The sequence below is a fragment of the Bacillus sp. FSL P4-0248 genome, assembly GCF_038593305.1.
Lineage (GTDB): Bacteria > Bacillota > Bacilli > Bacillales > Bacillaceae > Bacillus > Bacillus safensis.
The window spans coordinates 3,159,801-3,184,769 of sequence record NZ_CP151983.1; the positions used below are offsets into that span (position 1 = coordinate 3,159,801).

Genomic DNA, 24,969 nt, shown 5'->3' on the forward strand with positions numbered 1-24,969 from the left:
TCATAGATGTATGGGGGCTGACATGAATAGAAAGAGGTTTTCACCTCTTTCCATTACTTATTCTGTCTTCCCATGACAATTTTTATATTTCTTGCCGCTTCCGCAGTGACATGGGGAGTTTCGTCCAATGTCTACGACTTTACGTACCGGCTTCTTCTTCACTGTCTTCTCCTCATCGCCCTCTTGCGGCTGATGAGCCGTTGTTTGACCTTGAACCACTTCTTCACGTTCTAGGTTGTTTTGGATTTCTGATTTCAAGACATACTTGGCCACGTCATCTTCAATTGAAGCAACCATATGCTCAAACATCGCAAATCCTTCCATTTGGTATTCACGAAGCGGATTCGTTTGTGCGTACGCACGTAAATGAATACCTTGGCGCAGCTGATCCATTGCATCGATATGGTCCATCCACTTCGAATCCACCGCACGAAGAACGATGACTTTTTCAAATTCACGCATTTGTTCTTCGCCAAATGTTTCTTCTTTTGCATCGTATTTTTCTTTAATACGATCCATGATGAAGCTTGTGATTTCATCTGCTTCTTTACCGAAGATATCTTTGACCGTAATGGCACCTTCGTCTAAATAGTTCGTGTTGATTAATTCAACAAGACCATCTAGTTTCCATTCTTCAGGCAGCTCTTCTTTTGGCGTATAAGATCCCACAGCACGCTCAATTGAAGATTGGATCATATTAATGACAATTGATTTTAAGTTGTCAGAATCGATGACTTCAAAACGTTGTTTGTAGATTACTTCACGCTGTTGACGAAGCACATCGTCGTATTGCAGAAGCTGCTTACGGGAATCAAAGTTGTTCCCCTCTACACGTTTTTGAGATGATTCAACGGCTTTAGACACCATTTTACTTTGGATTGGTGTAGAGTCATCCATACCAAAGCGGTCAAGCATCGCCATCGTCCGCTCTGCACCAAATCGGCGCATCAATTCATCTTCCATGGAGAGATAGAATTGGGTAATCCCTGGGTCTCCTTGACGTCCAGAACGTCCGCGAAGCTGGTTATCAATACGACGGGATTCATGACGCTCTGTCCCGATAACAGCCAGACCTCCAAGTTCTTTTACACCTTCTCCAAGCTTGATGTCTGTACCACGTCCTGCCATGTTTGTTGCAATGGTCACAGCACCTTTTTGACCAGCCTCTTCAATAATTTGTGCTTCACGCTCATGGTTTTTTGCGTTTAACACTTGATGAGGAATGCCTTTATTTTTAAGCAGCTTAGAAATAAGCTCAGATGTCTCAACTGCTACTGTTCCGACAAGAACTGGCTGCCCTGTCATATAGCGCTGCGCAACATCCTCAGCCACTGCTTTAAATTTACCATCCATTGTGCGGTAAATTAAATCAGGTCTGTCATCACGAACCACTGGTTGGTTGGTCGGGATTGACACAACCTGCATGTTGTAAATGTTACGGAATTCTTCTTCTTCCGTTTTTGCTGTACCAGTCATACCAGATAATTTTTCATACATACGGAAGTAGTTCTGGAACGTAATTGTTGCTAGTGTCATGCTTTCGTTCTGCACTTCAAGACCTTCTTTTGCCTCGATGGCTTGATGCAGACCTTCACTATAACGGCGTCCTTTCATTAAACGTCCTGTAAAGGAGTCAACGATGACTACTTGGCCTTCTTCTACCACATAATCCACGTCTTTTTGCATCGCAACATGTGCCTTCAGCGCCTGAGCGATGTGATGGTTCAGCGCGACATGTTTGACATCAAACAGGTTTTCAATGCCGAATGCTTTTTCCGCCTTCGTCATTCCGCTTTCAGTCAGCTGCACACTTTTTGTTTTAATATCATACGTGAAATCATCTTCGATTTTTAATGTGCGGACAAATGCATTGGCTTGTACATAAAGCTTTGTTGATTTCGCAGCTTGTCCTGAAATAATAAGAGGTGTTCTCGCTTCATCAATTAAAATGGAGTCAACCTCATCGATCACGGCATAATGAAGCGGTCTCTGAACCATTTGCTCTTTGTAAAGCACCATGTTATCTCGTAAATAGTCAAAGCCGAGTTCATTGTTTGTTGAATACGTGATATCAGCGGCGTACGCTTCTCTTTTTTCATCTTTGTCTAAGCTGTTTAAGTTTAAGCCGACTGTTAAACCAAGAAACTCAAAAATTTTGCCCATTTCCTGCGCATCACGGCTTGCCAAGTATTCGTTGACTGTCACGATGTGGACGCCTTTTCCAGAAAGAGCATTTAAATAAACAGGCATTGTTGAAGTCAATGTTTTACCTTCACCTGTTTTCATTTCAGCGATGTTACCTTCATGAAGCGCGATGCCCCCCATGAGCTGCACCTTAAACGGGAACATTCCTGTTACGCGGCGGGATGCCTCGCGAACCGTTGCAAATGCTTCAACCAGCAGGTCATCCACGGATTGTCCTTTTTCAAGTTTTTCTTTAAATTCAATCGTTTTATTTCGTAAAGCCTCGTCAGATAATTTTTCAAAATCTTGAGCGAGAGCTTCGATTTCATTTGCCTTTTTTTCATATCGGCTGATCGTACGTTTCGTAGGATCAAACACTTTGTTTAAGATTCCAAGCATATAATAACGCTCCTCTATTTCATGCAATTTTTCGGCATGTCCAAAAGTTTGACAGGTCCATATTTACCTGCATTTATCATACCATACCTTCTTTCATTTCCAAAGAATTTGCCATAATTTCGCACAAAAAACCCGCCCCTTATGAAGGGAACGGGTTTACTTTATTTAGGTTGTTTTTGAATCAGCATCAACTGATATTTAAGCGTTTGGCTCAATGAGTCCATATTTACCGTCATTTCGGCGATAAACCACATTGGTCAAATTTGTCTCAGCATTTGTGAAAACGAAGAAACTATGACCTAACATGTTCATTTGGAGAATGGCCTCTTCACTATCCATCGGCTTTAAGTTGAAACGTTTTTGTCTGACGATTTCTGTTTCATCAATCTCTTCGTCATCTTGAACTGCTACTTCAGCCGTACCATTTCCTCCAGCAAATAAGTGCTTTTTGGCACCTTGCTCGCGGAATTTACGGTTTACTTTTGTTTTGTGCTTTCTAATTTGACGTTCTAATTTACTGGCTGCTAGGTCTACTGCATTGTACATATCCTCATTATGCACCTCAGCTCGAAGTGCTAGATCAGTCATTGGAATGGTAACCTCAACTTTAGATTCTTGATCGTTGTAAAACTTCAAGTTCACGTTGACTGAAGCATCTACATCTGTCTCAAAATAACGCTCCAGCTTTCCAATTTTTTTCTCGACATGATCTCTTAGTGCAGGTGTTACGTCGATGTTTTCTCCTCTGACATTGTAATTCATGTAAAGAACGCCTCCTTTAAAATTAAGGATATGTAAACCTATTTCTACTTTTCCCTCCTTTTCTCCTGCTCAAACGTAAAAAAAATGTGAATATTTATTGAAATTTGTCGAATTTTGCGGTGCTTCAACTGTTGCTTGATAGGTGATGAATATATATTCGGCTGATTCTTGAAAAAGACCAGCGTACATTAAATGGTAAAAGATGAAATCGATGTTTTCAGCGATTGAGATAAGGATTTTAGATCCTCCGCAGCCGCTTTCATCTCTTCATTGGCCGCTAATGATTCTTCAACAGCAGCAGACATGTACTCTGTTTCTTCTGAGTTTCGTTTCGCACCTTCTTCAATGAAACCAACCGTTTGAGAAATTTCCTCTGTACTAGCAGAAATTTGTTCTGCAGTGGCTGACAGCTCTTCTGCTTTCATTGAAATATCACGAATAGATTCCAATATTTCATGGAAGCTTTGTTCAGATAATTGTGATACTTTTACACCCTCTGCTACATCCCGCTCAACCTTCGTCATCGATTGTGATGACCTTTCTGTATCTTTGTTCACGTTCTCGAGTAATTGACTAATTTGATCTGTCAACTGACTAGATTCTTCTGCCAGTTTCCTCACTTCATCTGCTACAACTGCAAAGCCTCTTCCATGTTCTCCCGCTCTTGCTGCTTCTATAGCTGCGTTTAAAGCAAGCAAATTCGTCTGGTCAGCAATGGCATGGATATGACCTAACAGATCTTGAATGCCTGTAAACTGCGCTTGCACATGGGCCATTGTGGAATGGTGTTCATTCACAGACTCTTTAATAGAACTCATTTGTTGCACAAATTGTTGAATAAGGGCGGCACCCTCTTCAGCCTTTTCAGTCACTGAAATTGAGTGACCCGAAACATCGGACGTGTGTACAGCTGCATTTTGCATGCCAGTCGACACTTCCTGAATGGCGGATGCCACTTTTCCGACCGCATCTGATTGTTCACGTGAAGCTTCACTGACCTGTTCAATCGAGCTAGATGTCTGCTCACTAGCCGATATCGTTTGACTGATGGTTTCCTCAAATTGAGCAGCAGAATCAGCAAGCTGTCTTGATCCGCTTTGCACTTGCAAAATAAGCTGACGCAAATGAGCCGTCATTTGATTAAAGGCTGTGCCGAGTTGACCAATCTCATTTTTAGAGGTCACTTCAATCTCTTCAAGGGTAAGATCACCATCTGCCATCCTTTTTGCGGCATTTGTGACAGAAACAATTGGTTTTGTCATGCGATGAACAAATCTGATCCCAATCACCAAAAGGCCAACAATAATCGCTGCACTGACCAAAATGAGTGTAAGCAATAATTGATTACTATCTTGATTGAGCTGATTGATTTTTTGATCACGTTGTTTTAGCTGATTTTGAGCGAATTCTTTTGTAAAGGTATGTATTTCTTGTTCGATAGGTTGTAATTCTTGACTGAGGCGGGTGTTGAATTCTTTTTGATTTTGCATATTTAATGAATTAAATAATCGATTTGTTGAGGTGTAGTAGAGATAATTTTTTTCTGAGATTTGATCTAATAGATTTTTTGCTTGTTTGACCGTACTCATTTTAGAAGCTTCTGCTGTTTTCTTATTAATATCTTCATATGTTTGCTCAATTTTCTGCAAATTTTCAGCATCTTGCACGACGACATATGTTTTAATCTGTGCTTCCTGCTTTTGCAGAAGAGTTTCTAATTCCAGCGATGTCTGATAAAGCTTCACTTCCTTGCTTAATAGCGCTTTATAGGATTGATCTGTTTTGTAATAGAGAAAGCTTGAGAATCCTAACATACTGACAAACAATACACATATGACAATAAGCCCGAATAAAAATTGATTTTTTAGTCTCATAATTTCCTCCGAATGGTCTGAATTGGACAAAAATTAATGAATGACATACGGCCTCATACAGGCATGTATTTCATCCATCCACTTTCTATATTCAGGTATAAAGTATGTTTTCAGGAATGATTGGAAGTGATTTGAAGGGAATGTATAGAAAGCTAGTACATCAAAACTTAAAAATATTTGATCAAACGAACGAATCGTTTTGGCAAAGTGTTCATTTTCAATAATTGAAAGAAGAAGAGGATGTGTTGTGTCTAAATGAAAGAAGGCATGGATCAGATCATTAAAGATCCGATCCCCTTCTGTTTTGTCAAAATCCTTCTCAATTTCATCTAAATAGTTTAGACTCTCTTCTATCGTGTATAGAAGCTCATAATATGTGGTTAATAAAATATAGTCATTTGAACGATACGCCACAGGTCTCACCTATTTATTTCCGTTTATCGTAGTATACGCCGTCACTTGTTATGGGCTGGTATGGATTTTGATAATTCAGCTGTTTTGTTTTCTTTTTTTGTATGGCTTGAATATCTGCCTTTATTCCATTTTGGATAACCGTTAATTGCTTCGCCATCTGTTGATCTGTTTGGATGATTTCGCGGATTTTCTCTTTTTCTTGATCCGTCAATTCATGCTGTATATCTCTCATTAATTCGTCTCTCTCAATTAAAAAGGCATCAAAGTCTTCAACAAGTGTCTCACTTTGCGGATTTTCCGCTATTTCGGCTGCCATTTTTAATGTTTGATCATGCAGCTGGTCCACAATACTCATAGAGAGCCCCCGATAGAGTGGTGACGGCCTTTTCGATCGGTTTGAATGACTTCCTTCCATGCATCACGAAAATCAGTTACGTACTCTTCTACTTCATTCAATATCTCTTCGTCATTTTGAAGATTGGCTTCTATCAGTCTGCGATAAATGTAATCATACATACTTGCCATACTCTTTGATACGTCATAGGAACGATTTAAGGTGACATTTAATTCTTGAATGATGTTTTGAGCCTTTTTCAGGTTCAAGTTTCTCGTTTCTGCATCCTCTTTTTGAATGGCATGCTTCGCTATTCTGATGAACTTTAAGCAGCCTTCATAAAGCATAAGCGTCAACTCGGCAGGTGTTGCGGTCTCAATAGAATTTTTTTGATAGGCGGCATAAGGGTTCTGTATTGCCATATGTTATAAACCTCCAATTATTGTCCAAGCAGTTGAGAAAGGTAGCCAGATTGGTTGTTTAGCTTTTGAATTGCACTATCCATGGCGTTAAACTTTTTGTAGTAACGGGCTTCAACCATTTTTAAACGATCTTGGAATGTACTCATTCGTTTTGTCAAAGAATCAAGGTCCTTACCAAGTCCGTATTCCTTTGATTCCATTGTTATGCTGCCAGCCTTTTTTTGAATGCTCTTCGAAAAGTCTGATAAGGAATTTTTGATACGATAGATGATTCCTTGTTCTTGATATTGCTGCTGCGCTTTGTCTTTATCCTTTGAATCCACATTTAAACTACCCGAGATGAACATTTGTCTGACCTTCTCCGGGTCTTCTTCAATGGCTTTTTTTAATTTCTCTACTCCATCACTATCCTTAATAAATTCAAGCTTCCCACCATCTTTATAGCTGGATGATGTCGAAATACCGATTTGTGTGAGTTGGATTTTATTCGCATCACTTGTCGTAATATTAGCATACAAATCACTTCTTATTTTAGAGGCACCAGATCGTAAAATGGAATCACTTCTCAGCAAGCCAGACTTCGCGGTCGTTTCCCATAGCTCTATTTCTTTTTCAGACATCGCTTTTTTCTCTTCAGCCGTTAATGGATGATAGTCTCTGTTTTTCTTTTCATTGACTTTTCCATTAATCTGCTCAACGAGTTCATTATATTTATCAACAAATTGTTTAATTTTATCATATATTGCATCCACATCTGTTGAAACGTTTAAGCTGACGGGCTTATCTGTGGTTGCTTTAAGCTCGTACGTAATATCAGCCTGTGTGAATGTATTGTTGTTATTTTCCATTTTCAGACCATTAATCTCGTATTGCGCCTTCTGTCCTTGAGTGGTCGCAACTAATTTGTTATCTCCATCTACTTGGAAGCCTAATTGCGTTAAAAATGAAGCCGAATTGCCATCAGCTGCTTTAATACTGACGCCTTCACCCGTTGTTCGAGAAGTAAGAGCGATGGTATCCACGTAGTTAGTGCCATCAGAGATTTGGCCTTTGTAAGCCGTCACACCTAATTGCGCGCTGTTCAGCTTTTTCACGATGTCATCAATTGTATCGGTATCAGAAGTATTGATTGTCACCGTTTTTGGTTTTGTCGAATCTGGTGTCGCCACTTCAAACGTAAACGTTCCGTTTGTTGGTGTAAATCCAGATGTACCAGAGGATTTGAAGACGGAAGCTGTCGCTAGCTGAGTGACATGAATAGAGCCAGAGGTCGCATTTGTTGATCCAGTTGCTGTGACAGCAGATTCATTAGAGCTTGTCACCTTTTTGGCGCCATATGTACTTGGACGCGTTAAGTTTAAACTGTTAATCAAATCATCTAATTCTTTAATTTTCGAGTTAACCTCGCGATAGCTGTCTCTTTGCCATTCAAGCGTTTGTTTCTGACGCGTCATTGTATCAAGTGGTGCTTGCTCCGTTTTCATCAGCTTTGATACGATTTCATCAATATCGAACACATTTGAAAATCCAGTAATACGATTGACCATTATTTATGTTCTCCCTTCATTTACATTCTTTTATCTACAAATAAACCGACAATTTCTGTCATTGCTGCATAGAAATCAAGCCATTCCTTGGAAGGAATTTCTCTAATGACTTCATCTGTTTGGTTATCTACGACTTTGACATAATATTCGTTGAGTTTTTCATGTAATTCAAATTGAAGATGAAATTGAGTAGGTTCAATCAGCTTGTTTGCCCCTTGAAGCGTTTTTTCAATTTCTTCTTTTGAAACAGCCCTGCCATTTGCTTGTGAGTCAGAGTTTACATTGTCATTCTGGTTATTAGAAACACGGGTTTGAAATGCATCGATAATTGGCTCTAGCGATGTCAACTTACCAACAGACATAGTTATTCAGCTCCTGTGCTTTAATCTATCTTTTATATCGGCTTTGAATTTGCAAATTAAATATAGATGGACCGATTTGTTAAAGTTTCCTATAGATCATGAACATCTGTATCGAAACGCTTTCACACGGAGAAGGACAGCTGAATGCGATAAAAAAATCCTCACTTTTTTTGTGAGGATAATTGAGAGAGGAGATCTAAGGATAAACTAGCAGCACGATTGTTCTCTTCTTGAATTGACAGGTACACTTCTTTCCTGTGAATATCGATGTGCTTAGGAGCCTCAATCCCGACTTTCACTTGATCGCCTTCGATTGAAATAATCTTGACTTCAATATCATCGCCTATTTGAATCGACTGGTTTAATTTACGAGACAGCACTAACATGAGGATGCCACCTCTAACAAATGTTTTGTATGATAGGCTGAATCATGCAAAATCACCTGCTTGGCTTTCATGTTTTTCCGGTTCACAATAATAGGCGCTCTTAAATTGGCTGTTGTTTTTTCAATAGATGATTCCATTGTTAAAATAACCATTACTTCCACATCATTGGCATCTTCTACTTCCAGAATGTCTACAACCGTTTCGTCTAAATCAAATTCGTATTGATTGAAGAATAAAAACGGGCTGCTGACGATAAAACCTAATGCCGAGTTATTTAATGATTGAAGAACTAAAAATGGAGACTCTTCTGATAAAGGCAAAATGACAAACTGTTTTTGATCCAGAAATCCTGGTATCCCGTTAGAGAAGTGAATGATTTGCTCCTCTTTGATTGTCACTTCACCATGGTATTTTGTTTGAATGATCATAATTCACGACCTTTTTCATTTTTCTTAACTATACCTTATCACCATTTTGGCCCGTTTCGTCAACTTCTATTTTTAATTCTGGGTATTGTAACATATCAATATTGACCTTACCTGGCTGGTAGTTAACGATTGGTTTATGAGGTGTGGCCTCTATGATAGCTTTTTGCGGCTCCACATCAATTTGAAGCTCAGAAGGCTGATAGTGAATTTTCACACTAAAGAATGAAGGTATCACACCAATGGTGAATTGTTTTGCTGGGGGACTGCCATTGATTTTGGCAAACTCAGCAATCGCATTCCCACCATTCTCGATCTTGATGAGTTCACTTCCTTCTTCCGCTCTTCGACCCATTCCTTCTCCAACAGCACGCTTCCCCTCAGCTGCCCATTCCTCAGAACGTCTAAAAATTGACTTGATGTCCATATCGGCAAATGCCTCGGTTTGATCAATGGTTAATTTCGACGGTGTCCTTTTGATATTCATGACAGCTCGTGGCTGCTGAATCTCAAGATCAGCTCGTGGCTGCTCTACTTCTTGCTGGGAAGGAGTTGTCGACATTTGAAGTTTTGCATAGGTTTGCTGCATTAACAATCTAGGGATTTGCATATGTTCACCTCCATGATGCAAAAAAGCACCCATCGGATGCTTTTTATTATCTTAAGAAATCAACAAGGGATGGCTGAATGACTTTAGCTGTTGTCGCTAAAGCAGCTCTATTCACCGTCTCTTGTTGAAGAAGATCAAGAATTGCCTTTTCACTTTCAACATCTTCATTATCTGATTTAGCATTTTTCAGTACTTGAAATTGTGAAGTCAAACGACTTCCTACTAAGTCAACACGATTCGAACGCGCTCCTAAGTCAGATCGCTCAGCACTCATCACTTCTTTAAACTGATCGATACTTGCTAATGCATCATCAGAATTCGCGAACGTTCCATTTTTCAATGAGTTTTCTAAATCAGTCAGCATTTCAATGACATTTTGACCGTTAGCCTGTCCGCCAAACGCTGAGATTGGATTTGAGTTTACATTTAAAGTGATACCATCAGAAATATTCGCTTGAACAGCATTCGCATCTGTATAATTTTCGAAGTTAAATGTATACGTTCCGTCTGCATTCTCAACAACTGGTTTAACATTTGTATTTGTCCCATTAAATACGAACTTACCTAGCATTTGAGTGTTCATTGCATCAATGATTTGATTCTTCATCTGGCCAATTTCCACTCCGATAGCTGCTAAATCTTCGGGCTGCTTTGTTCCATTTGCCGCATCAAGCACTTTATCTCGTATATTTGACATAATATCAATGATTTCAGTGACACTTGTTTCCGATGTATCAATCCAGTTTTGTGCTTCATTTAAGTTATTTTTATATTGTTCATTTCGGAACAAGGCAGTACTATATTGAAGGCTTTTTACTGCTGCAACAGGATCATCAGACGTTTTCGTAAAACGTTTGCCTGTTTGTGCCTGTTCATTAATTTTAGATAGTTTTTCATAACTTTTACTAATATTACGCAGTGAGTTTTGTGAAATCATTCCTTGTGTGACTCGCATCTGTTATCCCTACCTTCCTACGACACCCATGCCGTTTATGACCTTATCCAATACTTCATCTTGTAATGTCATAATTCTCGCAGCCGCGTTATATGCATGCTGAAATTGGATCATATTCGTCATTTCTTCATCAATGGAGACAGCGCTAGTCGACATTCTACGTTCATTGGCTGAATTGACAAGAGCAGCTGAACTGCTTTCAAGCGTCATGTTCTTTTTCCCTTGTACCCCCATCTCAGCAATCACATTTTGGTAATAATCCTGAATTGTCGTTGTATTTCCACCGATTGGTAACTTTAAGTCTTGTATATTAGCTAATTTCGTAGCATTCGAACCGTCACCTTGTGTTTGATTGAGAGATGCAGCAATATTATCTGTTGATGCTAAAATGACATCGCTCACTTTAATACGAGCTGCCAAACCTTTATTCAACTCATTGTTATTTTCGATATCAAAAAAGTCTTGTCCACTTGCACCATTTAACGTGTACCCCTGCTTATGTACATCGTTAAATGTATCCATGAATACTTTTGCTACTTCATCCAGCTCTGCAAGCATATCTGGATACATGCCTTTTTCAGCACCGTTTGACATGTAGCCATAAGCTTCAACAAGTGCTTTTACTTTACCGTTCACTTGTAATTGATCCGCTGCAATTGTTGTTGTTCCGAATTGAAGTGAGTTAACAAGTCCCGTTGTATTATCGTAAGAGATTTGCAGTTCAGACTTTTCGTTCGTAATACCATTCAAAATGTTTCCAGCAGATTGTCCATTTGCACCGATAATGTCGATGTTGACAGTTCCTTCAGCAATTTTGAGTGCATTACCGCCAGGTGGATTGTAGCTGACCTTAATATCGACAAGTGAGGATAATTGATCGACCAAAGTATCACGTGTATCATAAAGATCATTTGGAAGATATCCATTTGGCTCAACTGCTGCAATCTGTTTGTTCACTTCATCTATTTGAGATAAAAGAGTGTTTACATCTTTGGCTGTTGAATCGAGTTCCGTTTTTAAATTCTTTTGTATCGTTGTTAAAGAAGAATTGAGCAGACGGAATTGGTCAACTAAAGCCTGTGCACTTGTTTTAACAACTGTACGTGCAGAAGCCGTATCAGCATTTTTTGATTCCGATAAGACCTGTAATGATTTCCATAGATTATCAAAAGCTCTGTTCAAGCCCTCATCCGTCAAATCATTCATAACCCCTTCCATCTGTGAAAGGGCATCTGACTTCGTTGAGTAGTAAGATAAGTTATTATTATGATCTCTGTATTGTAGATCTAAAAAGCTGTCTCGAATTCTTTCAACGGTTCCAACTTGTACACCTGTCCCCATTTGGCCATACGTTTTGCCGTCATAAACAGAAATGACTGGATAAGGATTTTCTGCTTTAAAGGTCACTCTTTGTCTTGAGTAGCCCTCCGTATTTGCATTGGAGACGTTGTTTGATGTGACATAAAGCCCTGCACGCTGGGCTGTGATGCCTCTTTTTGCCGTTTCTAGCCCCATGAATGTAGAACCCATTGGTATCCTCCTTGTTTACGCCTTTGAATCAAACAAAGCCCTTTGCTGTTTAGGCTTTGAACTCTCAAGACCATTTTGTCCGTAATTCATATTTTCTTTATTAGGGTTAACGAGATCGAATGTCAGTGAAATAAATTGAAGTGACTGCTGAATAAGCTGCTTGTTCAGTTCATTTACATCTTTTAGTTCCACCATGATGTCATTTAGTTTCTCATATAATGAAATGAGCTCTTCTTGATCTGTACCTTCAGCCTTTTCGATACATGCAGTGATGGTTGGTGATTGATCACTTTGTAAAAATTGAACGGTCGCTTCAATTCGTTTTTCTTCTAATTGAGAAATGGCCTGAATATACTTTTGCTCTAAATTCAGGACCTCTGAAAGAGCATCAATCTCATTGCTTTTCAGCATTTCTGTTTTATCCTTAGACAACTTTAAAAGCTGTTCATGCAATCCATAGAGACGATGCAGTTCTTCAATAATTATTTTAACTGACATTCACGCTGCTCCCTTTTGTTATTGTTGTTTATAAAAATTCAGCATTTTATCTGCAATGCCTTTTGTATCTACTTGATATGTTCCGGCTTCAATGCTTTTTTTAATTTGGTCAATTTTATCTTGACGTTCTCTCATAATATTCGGCACCTTTTGCATTTCGATTGCCTTTTTAGAAATTTCGACTTTATCAGTTGATTTAGCTTGATTCGATTGCAACGTTTGTTTCTCATATGTTTTCTTGTAAGGATTTACTGGTTGTGTTCCATATCGATTAATTTTCACGGGATTCCTCTCGCTTTCCGTTACAGTCTGTCTTGATTCTATCCATTTTATCGACCAAACTGCAACTTAGTTTAGGGAATCAGTCGTTTTTAGGATTAATGGCATAATAGGTGTCTTTTTTCCTAGATTCAATCTCCCTTTTACGCTCCTCTTCTTGGTTCATTTGGCTGATTTGCGAATGAATATCCTGTTCACATTGGCTGCATAGCTTGTTTTTCCTGATCGCTTTGCCACATCTTTCACAAGGATAATTAATATTTGGAAATTGACTAATTTGCAGTCTTTTCAAACGAATAAATTTCAAGATTAATTCTTCATCAACGTCTGTTGCTTCTACTATTTCAGCGATCGTTGATTGTCTATTACTTTGTTTTCTCAAGAATTTATATACGATATCAAAAGAACGTTCTTCTTCTTCAAAGCATTTGTTACAAACCGTTTGGATGGTGGTTTTTAAAAATAGCTGATTACATTGTGGACAGTTTGCCAATTGATTCATAACCAAAACCCCTTACGTTATTTTCTTTTCTTATTATCGGTTAATTATCATGATTTTTAACTACGTATCAACGTAAAAGAAGAAACACTTTTAGCACCTGCGTCTTTCAAAATTCTTGCCGCATCATAGATGGTTGCTCCCGTTGTATAGATATCATCAACTAATATAATATCCCTTTGAACAATCGCATCTGTTTGCTTGATTTGAAACAATCCTTTTTGATCTAGGCGTTCATTTTTCTTTTTTTTAGACTGCTTACTTTGATGTATTTTCACGAGTGGCTGCAATATTGGCTTATCTAGCAAAGAAGCGATTATCACGGACTGATTAAATCCTCTTTCTTTTAGTCTTTCATGACTTAAAGGGATTGGTATCAGCAATGGGTCTTTTATGCAGAAGGAATGTTTAAATGCTGCTTGCACATCTCTTTTAAACAGCTCAACTAAAGCCGTATCACCCCGAAATTTAAAGCGGGCAAGGACATCTTTCATCAACTCGCTGTAAGTATAAACTGACCTATTTTTTACAAGGACTTTAGTAGAATCAGAGCGTTCATTCCATCTATTACAGTCCTGGCATAATTGGTCATTTGACTGCGCCCTTCCGCACGTTGGACAAATAGGACGCTCAATCTTTACTAAGTGATTCTTACATGCTACACAAAGACGATCATCATTTAATAGTAGGAATGATTTCCATGTAAAAGCAGGCACAAAATGTCCCTCGCAAATTTGACAAATCAATTGGTTTCCTTGTTCAGCAGCAGACGATTTTCACACCTTGGAAATGCGGAAACCTTGGAAGCTGCTTCTGTCAGAATGACCAGCATCGCAGTATTCTTCTGTTTATCCACCATCTCAGATTTACTGTAGGATATTTTATCGATATCTGTTATATATTGTGGTTTCACTTGATTCAGTGAAATCGCTAATACATCTTCCATACACTTTTCACAATGACAAATCATGTTTAATTGGTTGAGATATTGATTGAGAATTTCCTTGAGTAGTATTTCTTTTGCATTGAGTAGCATATTTGTCTCTCCTGCCATTTGTGTATTGTGAATATAATGTACCATGATTTAGTTGAACCCACACTGTTTTTCAGAAAACTCTTTTGCAGCCGTATCATTCATTTTTACGATATGCTTCTTTGCTTGTTTCATACTTCTCGTTAAACCAAAATGAAAAAGGAAAACATCTCCTGTACAATAATCCGGATGTCTGCCTACCCGTCCAGAAATCTGAACAAGTGCACTCTCTGTAAAAATAGTAGATTCCGAACCTAGTACCCCCACTTGAACATTTGGAATGGTTACGCCTCTTTCTAGAATAGTGGTTGTAACTAGTACATCGTATACGTAATCTCTAAAGTGCTGAACCTTTTGTTTCCTATCCGGATCATCGGCAGATACTCCCTCCACGTTTAAGGATTGTTCTCGTAGAATCTTCGTTACCTTCTTCATGACAGCAATTGAAGGAACAAAAAGTAATATTCTTCTCTTATTTGCAATATGTCTCTGCATCCAATTCATCACTTTAGGGGGCAGCTGGTTCTTTTTTAATTTCTTTTTCCAATGTCCGATCCAATGAAAGGTCGGTACGGGTAATGGGTGCTTGTGAAAACGCAAAGGAATTTTTATCGCTTCCAGTTTTCCGCGAGAAACCTCTCTCGTCATTTTTTTAGAGGGTGTCGCACTTAAATAAATCCTAACCCCTCCGTTCTTTCTCATCGCCTTTAGAACAGCAAATTGGAGTCGCTCATCCATTGAATAAGGGAAGGCATCGACTTCATCTACAATAAGCACATCAAAAGCATTTTTGTATCTCATCAGCTGGTGGGTTGTGGTGATCACAAGCGGTGCTATTTGAAACCTTTGAGAACTGCCTCCATAAAGTACGGTAATTATCACCCCTTGAAATGCTTTTCTAAGCCGCGGTTCGAGTTCAAGCACAACATCTGTTCTAGGAGTCGCAATACAGACACTCATTCCTTGATTTAATGCATATTCGATTCCATGAAAAAGCACTTCCGTTTTCCCTGCTCCGCAAACCGCCCAAACAAGTAGATCAAATTTGTTTTTAATAGCTTCAATCATTCTTTCTGACGCTCTTTTTTGTCCTTTAGACAGCTCTCCCTGCCATGTTAATTCGGCTCGACCTGTTTCTACCATTTGTGGACCTGTCCATTCATAAAGAAACCCACATTCTGCTGCTTTTCCCATCATGATGCATGATCTACAGTACACACAATCCTTTTGACACACTTCACATGGAGAATGAGCGAAATACCGCTTGTGTGATACACCGCACCGGCAGCATGTAAAACCATTTGCTTTCCTCTCAATGGCTGGAGACCGATTGACTAAGCCCTTCTCCTCCAGCCAATCTAAATTGGACTGTGGGCACTTTGTTTCAACGGTGAGCAGATGGCGTGAATGCAGCTGCCCCATTAGTTCCATTGCTTTGTCCATATTCAACATTACCAAACACCTTTCAATTGATGTTTGGCCATTATGCGCAAAGACAGGACCTTTCGTCCAACAGGTAAAATCAAAAAACAAAACCTCTTTTCCATACGAAAAGAGGTTTTTTAGGAATTATCTAATCACCCAACCAAGGGCTAAAGAGCCTTCACCTAGATGGGTGCCGATTACGGCACCAAAGTAGCTTTTATAAAATTCAACATGAGGATATTTTTCTGATAAGTGCGCAATTAATTCTTCTGCTTCTTCTTCTCTATTACCATGTATCAGTGTTGCTCTCATCGGAACACCACGTGATGCATCTTCATCAAATAATTCAAAAATACGTGAAATGGCTTTTTTACGTGTGCGAATCTTCTCAAAAGGAACAATTAGCTTGTTGTCAAAATGCAAAATAGGCTTTACCTTTAAGAGGCTTCCAATAAAAGCCTGAGCACCATTTAATCTGCCGCCTCTTTGCAAATGAGTTAAATCGTCTACCATAAAATACGCCCGCTGACTTTCTTTCAGGTAATTTAGATGCGCTAACACTTCTTCTAAAGAAGCACCTTCTTGGATTTTTTCAGCAGCTTCTAACACATAAAAACCTTGTGCCATACAGCTTGTTTCTGTATCAAACGGGTAAATATCAATCCCGTCAACTAGATCATTCGCTGAGACCGCACTATTATACGTTCCACTAATTCCACTTGAAAGGTGGATACTAATCACGGCGTCGTATGTTTCACTTAGTTTTTCATATAAGGCTATTAATTCACCGAAAGCAGGCTGAGAGGTTGTTGGAAGATCTTTGTGTTTTTTGATTTCTTCATAATATGTCTTCCAGTCCATTTCTATTTCTTCACGGTATGATTCACTGCCGAAGATGACGTTAAGGGGGATCATATGAATATTATGTTTATCACGCAGCTCTTGTGGTAGATAAGCAGTACTGTCTGTTACAACGGCTATTTTCATTCTTAAATACCTTCCTTATTCGTTAAGTTACTCTTTTTTATTTTAAAAGAATGATCATTTTTTCATTAGATTTATAATAGTAATCAAAAAAGCCTGCCTAATCAATAGGCAAGCCCTCTATATCCGAAAAAGAATCCTTACCCTGTATATCATTTCCCTTCACCTAAAATGTGAGAGAATAAAAACAGGCGAAAAAGGAGTACTTGTCCGGAACACTATCTCATTTCTACCCAGCCATTTTTAATAGCTACAACAACAGCTTGTGTACGGTCGTTTACATTCATTTTTTGCAAAATGTTACTCACGTGGTTTTTGACTGTTTTCTCACTAATAAAGAGCGATTCACCGATTCCTCTGTTGCTCTTTCCGTCAGCTAACATTTGAAGAACTTCACATTCACGTCTAGTTAAGATATGAAGTGGTCTGCGAATTTCAGGATATACCTCGTGCTGTGGATGTGCTGAAACGCCGCTAGTCGCTAGGCGTCGGAATTCATTTACTAAGTTATGAGTGACTTTCGGGTGTAAATAAGAGCCTCCGTCAGCTACAACTTTCACTGCTTCGATGAGTGTGTCTGCATCCATTTCTTTTAACAGGTAGCCTCTCGCCCCTGTTTTCAATGCATGTGTTACATAGTTTTCATCGTCATGAATAGATAGAATAATGACTTTTGATTCGGGATAAAGCTCAACAAGCTGCTTTGTAGCCTCAACACCATTTACATTCGGCATATTAATGTCCATAATGACAACATCCGGATGATAGTGTTCTACGATACGTGCAGCTTCGTCACCGTCGTCTCCTTCTGCAACAACTTCAAAAGTAGGTTCAAAATCTAAAATCCGTTTGACACCTTCACGGAATAATTGGTGGTCATCAATAATTACAATATTTACTTTAGTCACAAGCTACGCCTCCCCATGTTTATTGTTCTACACCTGAACTTTATGGTCAATATGTCTTTTGACTCTATTTTACAATTTTATTTTGCAATGTTAATGGCACGCGAATCATGATGAATGTCCCTAGACCTATTTTTGAGTCTATGGTCATTTTACCTTCCAGTAAGTCTACGCGTTCTTTCATGCCAAGTAAACCGAAGGATTTGTTTTTGTTTGTTTTTACATCTTTCATATCAAAGCCTTTTCCATCGTCTTTAATAATTAAGGTCACAAAGTCTTTCGTTACTTCTACTTTGACAGAGATTTCTTCAGCTTCAGAATGCTTTAATGAATTTGTGACAGCTTCTTGGGCTAGTCTAAACAGTGCTACTTCAAATTGAGAAGCAATTCTTTCGCTTTCTGTATCACCTAGGCATTGGAACGTAATTTTGGTTTTTCCATCATATTCTTCAATTGTGTTTAAGTATTTTCTCAGTGTCGGAATCAGTCCCAAATCATCTAAAGCCATCGGTCTTAAATCATAAATGATTCTTCTCACTTCGTACAGTGCATTTCGCACATTCTGTCTGAGACTTCTAATTTCTTTAAAACCTTCTTCTGTACCGCGGTCTCTAAAAATCCGTTCAATTAATTCGGAACGCATCATCACGTTTGCCAGCATTTGAGCAGGGCCGTCATGAATTTCCCGAGACACTCTTTTGCGTTCTTCTTCTTGGGCTTCAATAATTCTGAGACCAAAATCTTGTTTTGCCTGAGCATCTTCAAGTAAAACGCCGACCTGGCGTAAATCCTGGTTGAGATAGTTGAGAACCACTGTAATCTGACTCACAAGCGTTTCAGAACGTTCAATGACGTCTTGTAAGCTTAATAATCGTCTTTCCAGATCGTCTCTTCTTTCTCTCAGCTGCTTCTCGCGCTGCTGGATCATGGTGAGTTCCACTTGCAAGTTATGTGCTTTTTCGTAGGCCTCACGTATTTCTTCTTCGCTGAATTTGTTGAAGTTTCTGCTGACCTCAGATAAGCGGTTTCTAGCATGTCTTGTATGGACTTCCAGCTTATCCCCAAAATCAATTACTTCGTTTACTTGCTGTTTGATTTGCTTCAGCTCTTCTACTAGGCTTTCATATTGTTGACGGGACTGTTCGCCTATTCTAAATACTTCGTCCTTGCTGCCATCAACTGTACTTAGCATTTTCATGATGATTGAATCCAATAATTTCGGATCCATTTTGGGTGTTGTCATGGCTTTTCCCTCCCGTAACAGTGATGTCATCTTTTTTTATTATAAATGTCATTGATCTGCATTTTATGTCGAATTATAATGAAAGAATGCGTATAATCATGAAGTTTTTATGACGACCCTTTTTCCGCTCCTATCATCATAACAAAATACGCTGTAAAATTCTAAAACCAATGCAAATTTTCACTAGTCTTACAATTTGCTTGTCAGGAGGGTATGTCTTTTGCTGAATCGCTATCTTACAGTAAAAAGTCGTGGCGAGCATGAGATCGTCATTGAAAAATCACGTTTTATTTGTCATATACAGCGTGCTGTCTCAGAAGAAGAAGCACAAGCATTTATACAATCCATTAAAAAACAACATTGGAATGCCACACATAATTGTTCAGCCTATCTCATTGGTGAACATGACCTGATTCAAAAGGCAAATGATGATGGTGAACCAAGCGGTACAGCAGGTGTGCCAATGCTTGAAGTGCTAAAAAAACGGAAGCTGAAAGATACAGTCGTTGTGGTCACTCGTTATTTCGGCGGTATCAAGCTTGGTGCCGGTGGATTGATTCGTGCCTACGGAAAATCTGTATCAGAAGCTATCAACCATGTTGGAATGGTAGAGCGCTGTTTAATGCGTACAATGCACACAACAATAGATTATACATGGCTTGGAAAGGTAGAGAATGAGCTTAGAGCCTCATCTTTTCAGCTAAAAGAAATCCATTATGCAGAAGATGTTATTTTTGAGACATATGTCGAAGAAACACAAACAGAGCAGTTCATTGAGTGGATGACTGAGCTGACAAATGGAAAGAGTGTTACAAAAGAAGGCGAACTTATTTATTTAGAAAAGGACATTGGTCCGATAAAGGAGACAGATGAATGACACAACGAGTAAAAGTGCGTGTACGAAAGAAAAAGAGTAAGAAGAAGAGAATTATCAAACGTATTCTGGTCTTATTTTTGCTTCTTATCATCTGCATGGGCGGATTTGCAGTATATAAAATCGTCAATACTCTTCAAGCTGCTGACAAAACATATGATGAACTAAACCGTGGAGAGAAATCGAATCTTCGTGATGCTGTCATTGATATTAAGAAAAAACCTTTCTCTGTACTATTTGTCGGAATTGAGGATTATGCCACAAAGGGTGATCATGGCCGTTCAGATTCACTCATTGTTGCAACGATTAACCCCCAAGACAAAACGATGAAAATGGTTAGTATCCCTCGTGACACACGCGTACAGCTTGCAAGTGATACAACAGGAAGTAAAGAAAAGATCAATGCAGCATTTGCTAAAGGTGGTAAAGACGAAACGATCGAAACTGTCGAACAATTCTTGCATATTCCGATTGATAAGTATGCAACCGTTGATTTTGACGGATTCAAGGATGTCATTGATGAAGTCGGCGGAATTGATATCGATGTTCCATTTGACTTCAATGAAAAAAGTGATGTTAAAAAATCGAAAAAGATTTACTTCAAAAAAGGCAATATGCATTTAAACGGGGAAGAAGCACTTGCTTACGCACGGATGAGAAAACAAGATCCACGCGGTGATTTCGGACGTAACGATCGTCAGAAACAAATTTTACGTGCAATGATTGATCAAATGGCGAAGCCAAATAACATTGCGAACGTCGATAACATTGCGAAAGAAGTCAGTGATCACATTACGACCAATTTCCGTATCACAGAAGGTCTTGCCCTTCAGCAAATCTACAGCGGATTTAAAGGAGACGACACAGAAACTCTTTCAATTAAGGGATCAGACCTTTATTTAGGGCCAAATCGCACGTATTACTTTGAGCCAGATCCGACCAATTTAGCTAACGTCCAAAATGAATTACGGACGCATTTAAAGCTGCCTGCTGAATCTTCAACTGAAACAGATTCACAAACCAATCCGTCCTCTGGTGAAACGGGGACAAGTGATACACCTAACTCATCGACCAGCACACCTGGACAATAATAAAAACAGCCCAGTTCCTAGGAACGGGCTGTTTTTTATTGTCTTTTGACCATTCGTTTATAAAATTTCGTAAATGGTTTAAACTCTTCATTCACCAATCCTGTAACTTCCGCAATCACTTGCATGAACATGACCAGTAAAAAGATAATAATCAGTGATAACCATATGGTGGCACTTGTCAGCAAAATGGCACTTAAGCTAAAGACTAAGCCAATCATATAAATCACGATGACAGCCATGCGATGGGACAAGCCAAAGGCCATCAGTCTATGATGAATATGAGATTTGTCAGGTGCTGAAATCGGCTGTTTGTTTAATATTCGTCTAATGATGGCAAAAGTGGTATCGAAAATAGGGACACCTAAGATGATCACTGGGACAACAACACTAAACAAAGTGACACTTTTGTACAGCCCTAATAGTGACAGTACCGAAATCATATAGCCTAAAAAAAGCGAACCGGTGTCACCCATAAAAATCTTCGCTGGATGAAAGTTGTAAAAGAGAAAGCCGATGGTACTGCCAATGACAACAAGGGATAATGAAAGAATCAAAATTTTATCAGCTGAAAATGCCATCACGGCAATGGTTGACAAACCGATGACAGAAATACCGGCAGCCAGTCCATCAAGGCCGTCAATTAAATTAATGGCATTTGTGATTCCGACAATCCATAACACGGTTAGGGGATATGCCATCCAGCCTAACTCAATTCGATCTGTTAAGAAAGGAACAGAGAAAAAGTCCATTTTTAAGCCTGTGCTTACAATCAGACAAGCAACAAGAACTTGTACGAGAAATTTAAATCTTGCACTTAAATTATATTTATCATCAAATATACCTAGAATGACGATAAGTACGGCACCAACTGAAATTGCTGTAATTTTATTATGTAGAAACAGCCCGCCTGCTAATGCTCCAGCCGCTACCCCAATAAAAATTGCCAAACCGCCCATTCGAGGCATTACTTTATCATGAACTTTTCGTTTATTCGGCTGGTCCACTGCACCAATCTTAATTGCAAACTTTTTGACGATTGGTGTCACAATTAAAACTGTAGCCAGAGAGACAAAAAACGCTAATAAGGCGCGTTCGTAATCCATAGGTCAGTCTCCTTCTAAATTGAAATCTGTATTTTGTATATTGGCCGCTCTTTCCATTATACAATTGAATAGAGGATGATCACAAGCTCCCCCTGTGAAGAAGAAACAAATAAAAACGCACAATCCCTGATGAATTATGCGTTTTCTTTAATATTCGTTAGTTCCACCATGTTTGTGAACAGCGCGTGCCAATCTTTTTTCTTCGCACGGCTTTGTCTTAGATGTCTATAGGTCATGTCGTCTTTTTTGCTGATCACTTTTTGGCAGGCTTCTACGAAGAGCGCAGGATCCTCGCCTTCTAAATATTCATACACATCATTCTCTTTTAGCCTTTCCGTTGACGGAAGATTTAAACCAACAACCGGTATTCCTGCGGCTAAAAATTCATATAGCTTGAGCGGAAACACAGCTTGATTGTAAGGAGATTGTTTGTATGGCATCATGCCTACATCAATCAGCTTCATATACGCAGGCACTTCTTCTGGTGCAACAGCACCTGTCCAAATCACATTCGGCAGTTTAAGTGCATGCTGAAAAGATGGGTCTCCATTTGTTCCATCCGGACCGACAAATAAAAATGTCCAATCAGGCTGCATGCGGGCAGCTTCTGCTATCATGTCAAAATCCAGCTTCGGCTTGATGCCTCCAATAAAACCAAGAACAGTTCCTTCTCTACCTTGCAGCACATCCTCCTTACATGGAAGATTGCTTTTTGCAAACACATCGTACTCGACGCCATTTTCAACTGTAAAGACATCTTTCGGTTCACCCATGAGACGCCTTTTGATTTGATCGTGTAAGTATTGAGAAGAACATGTAATGCTGTGTGCGTATTTGATGATTCGATTTTCTGCTTTCACAATGACACGCTGCCTCATATAAGAAAGCAAATTATTTTTGCCGCTTATCGGCTCTCCCCACAGGTCACTGCAATCATAGACAATATGTTTCCATTCAAATAAAGAAGATAAGAGCGGAAAACCCGGAAACGTATACCATAAGCAAACAGCGATTCCCTTCTTTTCCTCCTGCCGCAAATGCTCAAGAAGAGGGGACAATTTATGAATATAGAACATGTCTTGATATCGGCCAAAGCGAAAAAATTTGCTCTTGAGCACATCAGGAATGGTCAATTGCTTCATTCGATCGGTTATGGGCTGAAAGGGAGCTGTGTGACGGGATGCAGATGGACATACCCAGATGACCTCTTTCGTTTCTGGATCAGATGCTAGAAATTCCGCCAGTCGATGCCGTCTGTACCTCAGGCCGTCCTGTCCCCATTCTCCCGTCGCTACGATAACATGTATGATCGAGTCTGCTTTCACCTTTATCACCTTTTTTCCCTTCTGTTTATAAGCGCTTCTTCACAGCATTTGTCGCATAGTGCATAAAACACCAAGATGCTTTGACAAAATGAAGCTGCTCAATTTCTCTGTAGACGAACCACGTTTTTTTCGCTGCTTTCCACTTGTTACTAGAGATCGAGTTTCCAACGATGCGGTATTCACTGAGCGGTTCACTCATTCCATAGGCTGTAAATCCTCTTTTTAATATGGACAGCCATGTAGCTAAATCCTGTCTTGTGCGGATGTTCGGCATTTCTATATGTCCTATCTTCTGTACATCAAGCATCACCGTTAAACAGCCGATAATGGTATTTTTCAAAGCTTCATCATAAGTTAATCTTGCTGGTGCAGTGACGGTTTTTTCTAACGGTTCTCCATTTTCTGCAATGATGTCATATGCCGTGAATGTAAAGGCATAATCGTTTGTCAGCATGAAGTCTACCTGCTTTTCGAGTTTCGTCTCTTTCCACTTATCATCACTGTCTAAAAAAGCGATAAAGCGGCCTTTTGCCTGTTTGATGGCTGCGTTTCTGGCGATGGCAGCTCCCCCATTTTGCTCTAAATAAATGACGTTGATTCTGTCGTCTGCTTCACTTAAGTCCCCAAGCAGCTTCCTTGTTCCATCTGTTGAACAATCATCTGCGATGATCAGTTCCCAATTAGAATAGGTTTGGGCAAGGACGGAATGAACTGTATCCGTTAAATAACGTTCCGCATTATAGGCCGGTGTAATGATTGATACTAACGGTTGATTGTTCACCTAAGACTCATCTCCAGTTCATCATTAAGATTCTTTGAACACTTCGGGTAAGACCACAAACATGAGCGAGATGCTAAAGCCAATGACAAGTCCAAGCAGTGCCCGCTTTTTCGCTGACATGCCTTTATTGCCTTCATCAAGAACTTGGGCAGGATCAACAATCTTCGCCTGCTTCATTCCAAGCTTTGTAGACTCCAATTCATATAAAAATCGTTCTTTATCTACTTTGGAATCGTTGCTGACAGATTCGTCTTCTAGAGCAGATAATCTACTTTCAATCACCTGCTGCCTTTTTGTAAATAATGCTTTGTCTTGCTTCAGAAATGTATCCGACACCTGCTTCACGACAGCTAAAGCATGATCCTTATCAGCATCTGTGAAAGACAGCTGTAATTGTGTATCTGATTGATTGGTGAGGATGAGGCGGCTTTTCACATCCTGCTTTTCTTCTTCTTTAACATCACTGAGTGCTTCATTCAAAAATGCATCGCTTCTTAATAGAGATGTCACTTCTGCGATATTGTTATACACTCCGTCATCATATTTACCAAGTGTGAGGGTAACGGCAGCTGTGTAACTAGACTGCTGCGCTGTTCCTTTGGCAAAAAAGAATCCAAAAGCGCCTAATACGACAGGCAGCAGCACGAGCCATACGATATACTTTTTGATTCGCTTCCCTATTCTAGATATGAAACCAGACATGTTCATTCTCCCAACATTGACGT

The 24,969-nt window shown here is 39.3% G+C and carries 28 protein-coding genes; 2 read left to right on the top strand and 26 right to left on the bottom strand.

The features are described from left to right. Positions 1-57: 57 nt before the first annotated feature. The 22 genes from secA to NST65_RS16435 form a co-directional block, all read right to left on the bottom strand. A complete protein-coding gene (gene secA, locus NST65_RS16330; RefSeq protein ID WP_024423607.1) occupies positions 58-2,583 on the bottom strand; it encodes a preprotein translocase subunit SecA in 2,526 nt (841 codons plus the stop codon). Positions 2,584-2,781: 198 nt separating this feature from the next. Continuing rightward, complete coding sequence (raiA, locus tag NST65_RS16335) at positions 2,782-3,345, bottom strand: ribosome-associated translation inhibitor RaiA (RefSeq protein WP_024423608.1); 564 nt, start codon at positions 3,343-3,345, stop codon at positions 2,782-2,784. A 188-nt stretch (positions 3,346-3,533) separates the two neighbouring features. Beyond that, the gene (locus NST65_RS16340) at positions 3,534-5,219 is read right to left on the bottom strand and encodes a methyl-accepting chemotaxis protein (RefSeq protein ID WP_046313069.1); all 1,686 of its coding nucleotides are present in this window, start codon (positions 5,217-5,219) and stop codon (positions 3,534-3,536) included. A 33-nt stretch (positions 5,220-5,252) separates the two neighbouring features. Then, a complete protein-coding gene (locus NST65_RS16345) occupies positions 5,253-5,633 on the bottom strand; it encodes a hypothetical protein (protein WP_041115576.1) in 381 nt (126 codons plus the stop codon). A gap of 13 nt (positions 5,634-5,646) precedes the next feature. Then, positions 5,647-5,988: a flagella biosynthesis regulatory protein FliT gene (fliT, locus tag NST65_RS16350; protein WP_041115575.1), complete on the bottom strand. Its 342-nt coding sequence runs from the start codon at positions 5,986-5,988 to the stop codon at positions 5,647-5,649. Next, on the bottom strand, positions 5,985-6,389 hold the full coding sequence (gene fliS / locus NST65_RS16355; protein WP_024423612.1) for a flagellar export chaperone FliS: 405 nt from the start codon (positions 6,387-6,389) through the stop codon (positions 5,985-5,987). Before fliS ends, fliT begins: the two co-directional genes overlap by 4 nt. Positions 6,390-6,406: 17 nt before the next feature. After that, complete coding sequence (locus NST65_RS16360) at positions 6,407-7,936, bottom strand: flagellar hook-associated protein 2 (protein ID WP_111926808.1); 1,530 nt, start codon at positions 7,934-7,936, stop codon at positions 6,407-6,409. Positions 7,937-7,956: 20 nt separating this feature from the next. Beyond that, positions 7,957-8,298, bottom strand: a complete 342-nt coding sequence (flaG, locus tag NST65_RS16365) for a flagellar protein FlaG (protein WP_034281093.1) — start codon at positions 8,296-8,298, stop codon at positions 7,957-7,959. Positions 8,299-8,459: 161 nt separating this feature from the next. Beyond that, positions 8,460-8,684, bottom strand: a complete 225-nt coding sequence (gene csrA, locus NST65_RS16370) for a carbon storage regulator CsrA (protein ID WP_008360181.1) — start codon at positions 8,682-8,684, stop codon at positions 8,460-8,462. Further along, positions 8,678-9,112 carry a flagellar assembly protein FliW gene (fliW, locus tag NST65_RS16375; RefSeq protein WP_024423615.1) on the bottom strand — a complete coding sequence of 145 codons (435 nt, stop codon included), beginning with the start codon at positions 9,110-9,112 and terminating at the stop codon, positions 8,678-8,680. Before fliW ends, csrA begins: the two co-directional genes overlap by 7 nt. A 28-nt stretch (positions 9,113-9,140) precedes the next feature. After that, positions 9,141-9,719 (bottom strand): DUF6470 family protein, encoded by a 579-nt coding sequence (locus NST65_RS16380; RefSeq protein WP_081124902.1) that lies wholly within the window; start codon positions 9,717-9,719, stop codon positions 9,141-9,143. Between the two features lie 46 nt (positions 9,720-9,765). Then, complete coding sequence (gene flgL / locus NST65_RS16385) at positions 9,766-10,674, bottom strand: flagellar hook-associated protein FlgL (RefSeq protein WP_081124903.1); 909 nt, start codon at positions 10,672-10,674, stop codon at positions 9,766-9,768. Positions 10,675-10,683: 9 nt separating this feature from the next. Next, positions 10,684-12,204 (bottom strand): flagellar hook-associated protein FlgK, encoded by a 1,521-nt coding sequence (flgK, locus tag NST65_RS16390; RefSeq protein WP_024423618.1) that lies wholly within the window; start codon positions 12,202-12,204, stop codon positions 10,684-10,686. Positions 12,205-12,219: 15 nt separating this feature from the next. Beyond that, complete coding sequence (locus tag NST65_RS16395; protein WP_024423619.1) at positions 12,220-12,702, bottom strand: flagellar protein FlgN; 483 nt, start codon at positions 12,700-12,702, stop codon at positions 12,220-12,222. Between the two features lie 18 nt (positions 12,703-12,720). Next, positions 12,721-12,984, bottom strand: coding sequence for a flagellar biosynthesis anti-sigma factor FlgM (flgM, locus tag NST65_RS16400; protein ID WP_024423620.1), 264 nt, complete (start codon positions 12,982-12,984; stop codon positions 12,721-12,723). 79 nt (positions 12,985-13,063) lie between these two features. After that, entirely contained in the window at positions 13,064-13,483 is a 420-nt protein-coding gene (locus NST65_RS16405; RefSeq protein ID WP_034281098.1) for a TIGR03826 family flagellar region protein, read from the bottom strand. A 56-nt stretch (positions 13,484-13,539) separates the two neighbouring features. Continuing rightward, complete coding sequence (locus NST65_RS16410) at positions 13,540-14,196, bottom strand: ComF family protein (protein ID WP_258521759.1); 657 nt, start codon at positions 14,194-14,196, stop codon at positions 13,540-13,542. Between the two features lie 26 nt (positions 14,197-14,222). Next, positions 14,223-14,516 carry a competence protein ComFB gene (locus NST65_RS16415; protein WP_024423623.1) on the bottom strand — a complete coding sequence of 98 codons (294 nt, stop codon included), beginning with the start codon at positions 14,514-14,516 and terminating at the stop codon, positions 14,223-14,225. Positions 14,517-14,564: 48 nt separating this feature from the next. After that, positions 14,565-15,965, bottom strand: coding sequence for a DEAD/DEAH box helicase (locus NST65_RS16420; protein WP_309300290.1), 1,401 nt, complete (start codon positions 15,963-15,965; stop codon positions 14,565-14,567). A gap of 117 nt (positions 15,966-16,082) precedes the next feature. Next, on the bottom strand, positions 16,083-16,925 hold the full coding sequence (locus NST65_RS16425; RefSeq protein WP_024423625.1) for a DegV family protein: 843 nt from the start codon (positions 16,923-16,925) through the stop codon (positions 16,083-16,085). 215 nt (positions 16,926-17,140) lie between these two features. Beyond that, entirely contained in the window at positions 17,141-17,830 is a 690-nt protein-coding gene (gene degU, locus NST65_RS16430) for a two-component system response regulator DegU (protein ID WP_008348273.1), read from the bottom strand. Between the two features lie 64 nt (positions 17,831-17,894). Then, a complete protein-coding gene (locus NST65_RS16435) occupies positions 17,895-19,070 on the bottom strand; it encodes a sensor histidine kinase (RefSeq protein WP_003213166.1) in 1,176 nt (391 codons plus the stop codon). A 220-nt stretch (positions 19,071-19,290) separates the two neighbouring features. Here NST65_RS16435 and NST65_RS16440 point away from each other — a divergent pair, with 220 nt between their 5' ends. Then, positions 19,291-19,947, top strand: a complete 657-nt coding sequence (locus tag NST65_RS16440) for a YigZ family protein (protein WP_111926810.1) — start codon at positions 19,291-19,293, stop codon at positions 19,945-19,947. After that, entirely contained in the window at positions 19,944-21,035 is a 1,092-nt protein-coding gene (locus tag NST65_RS16445) for an LCP family protein (protein WP_111926812.1), read from the top strand. The genes NST65_RS16440 and NST65_RS16445 overlap by 4 nt, the downstream gene beginning before the upstream one ends. A 35-nt stretch (positions 21,036-21,070) precedes the next feature. On the opposite strand, the gene NST65_RS16450 is transcribed toward NST65_RS16445, so the two are convergent. From NST65_RS16450 to NST65_RS16465, 4 genes are all read right to left on the bottom strand, one after another. Continuing rightward, complete coding sequence (locus NST65_RS16450) at positions 21,071-22,138, bottom strand: MraY family glycosyltransferase (RefSeq protein WP_024423627.1); 1,068 nt, start codon at positions 22,136-22,138, stop codon at positions 21,071-21,073. Between the two features lie 134 nt (positions 22,139-22,272). Beyond that, the gene (locus NST65_RS16455; RefSeq protein ID WP_034281445.1) at positions 22,273-23,469 is read right to left on the bottom strand and encodes a glycosyltransferase; all 1,197 of its coding nucleotides are present in this window, start codon (positions 23,467-23,469) and stop codon (positions 22,273-22,275) included. A gap of 19 nt (positions 23,470-23,488) precedes the next feature. Further along, positions 23,489-24,244, bottom strand: coding sequence for a glycosyltransferase family 2 protein (locus NST65_RS16460; RefSeq protein ID WP_041115571.1), 756 nt, complete (start codon positions 24,242-24,244; stop codon positions 23,489-23,491). 24 nt (positions 24,245-24,268) lie between these two features. After that, positions 24,269-24,946, bottom strand: coding sequence for a hypothetical protein (locus NST65_RS16465; protein WP_041115570.1), 678 nt, complete (start codon positions 24,944-24,946; stop codon positions 24,269-24,271). Between the last annotated feature and the right edge of the window lie 23 nt (positions 24,947-24,969).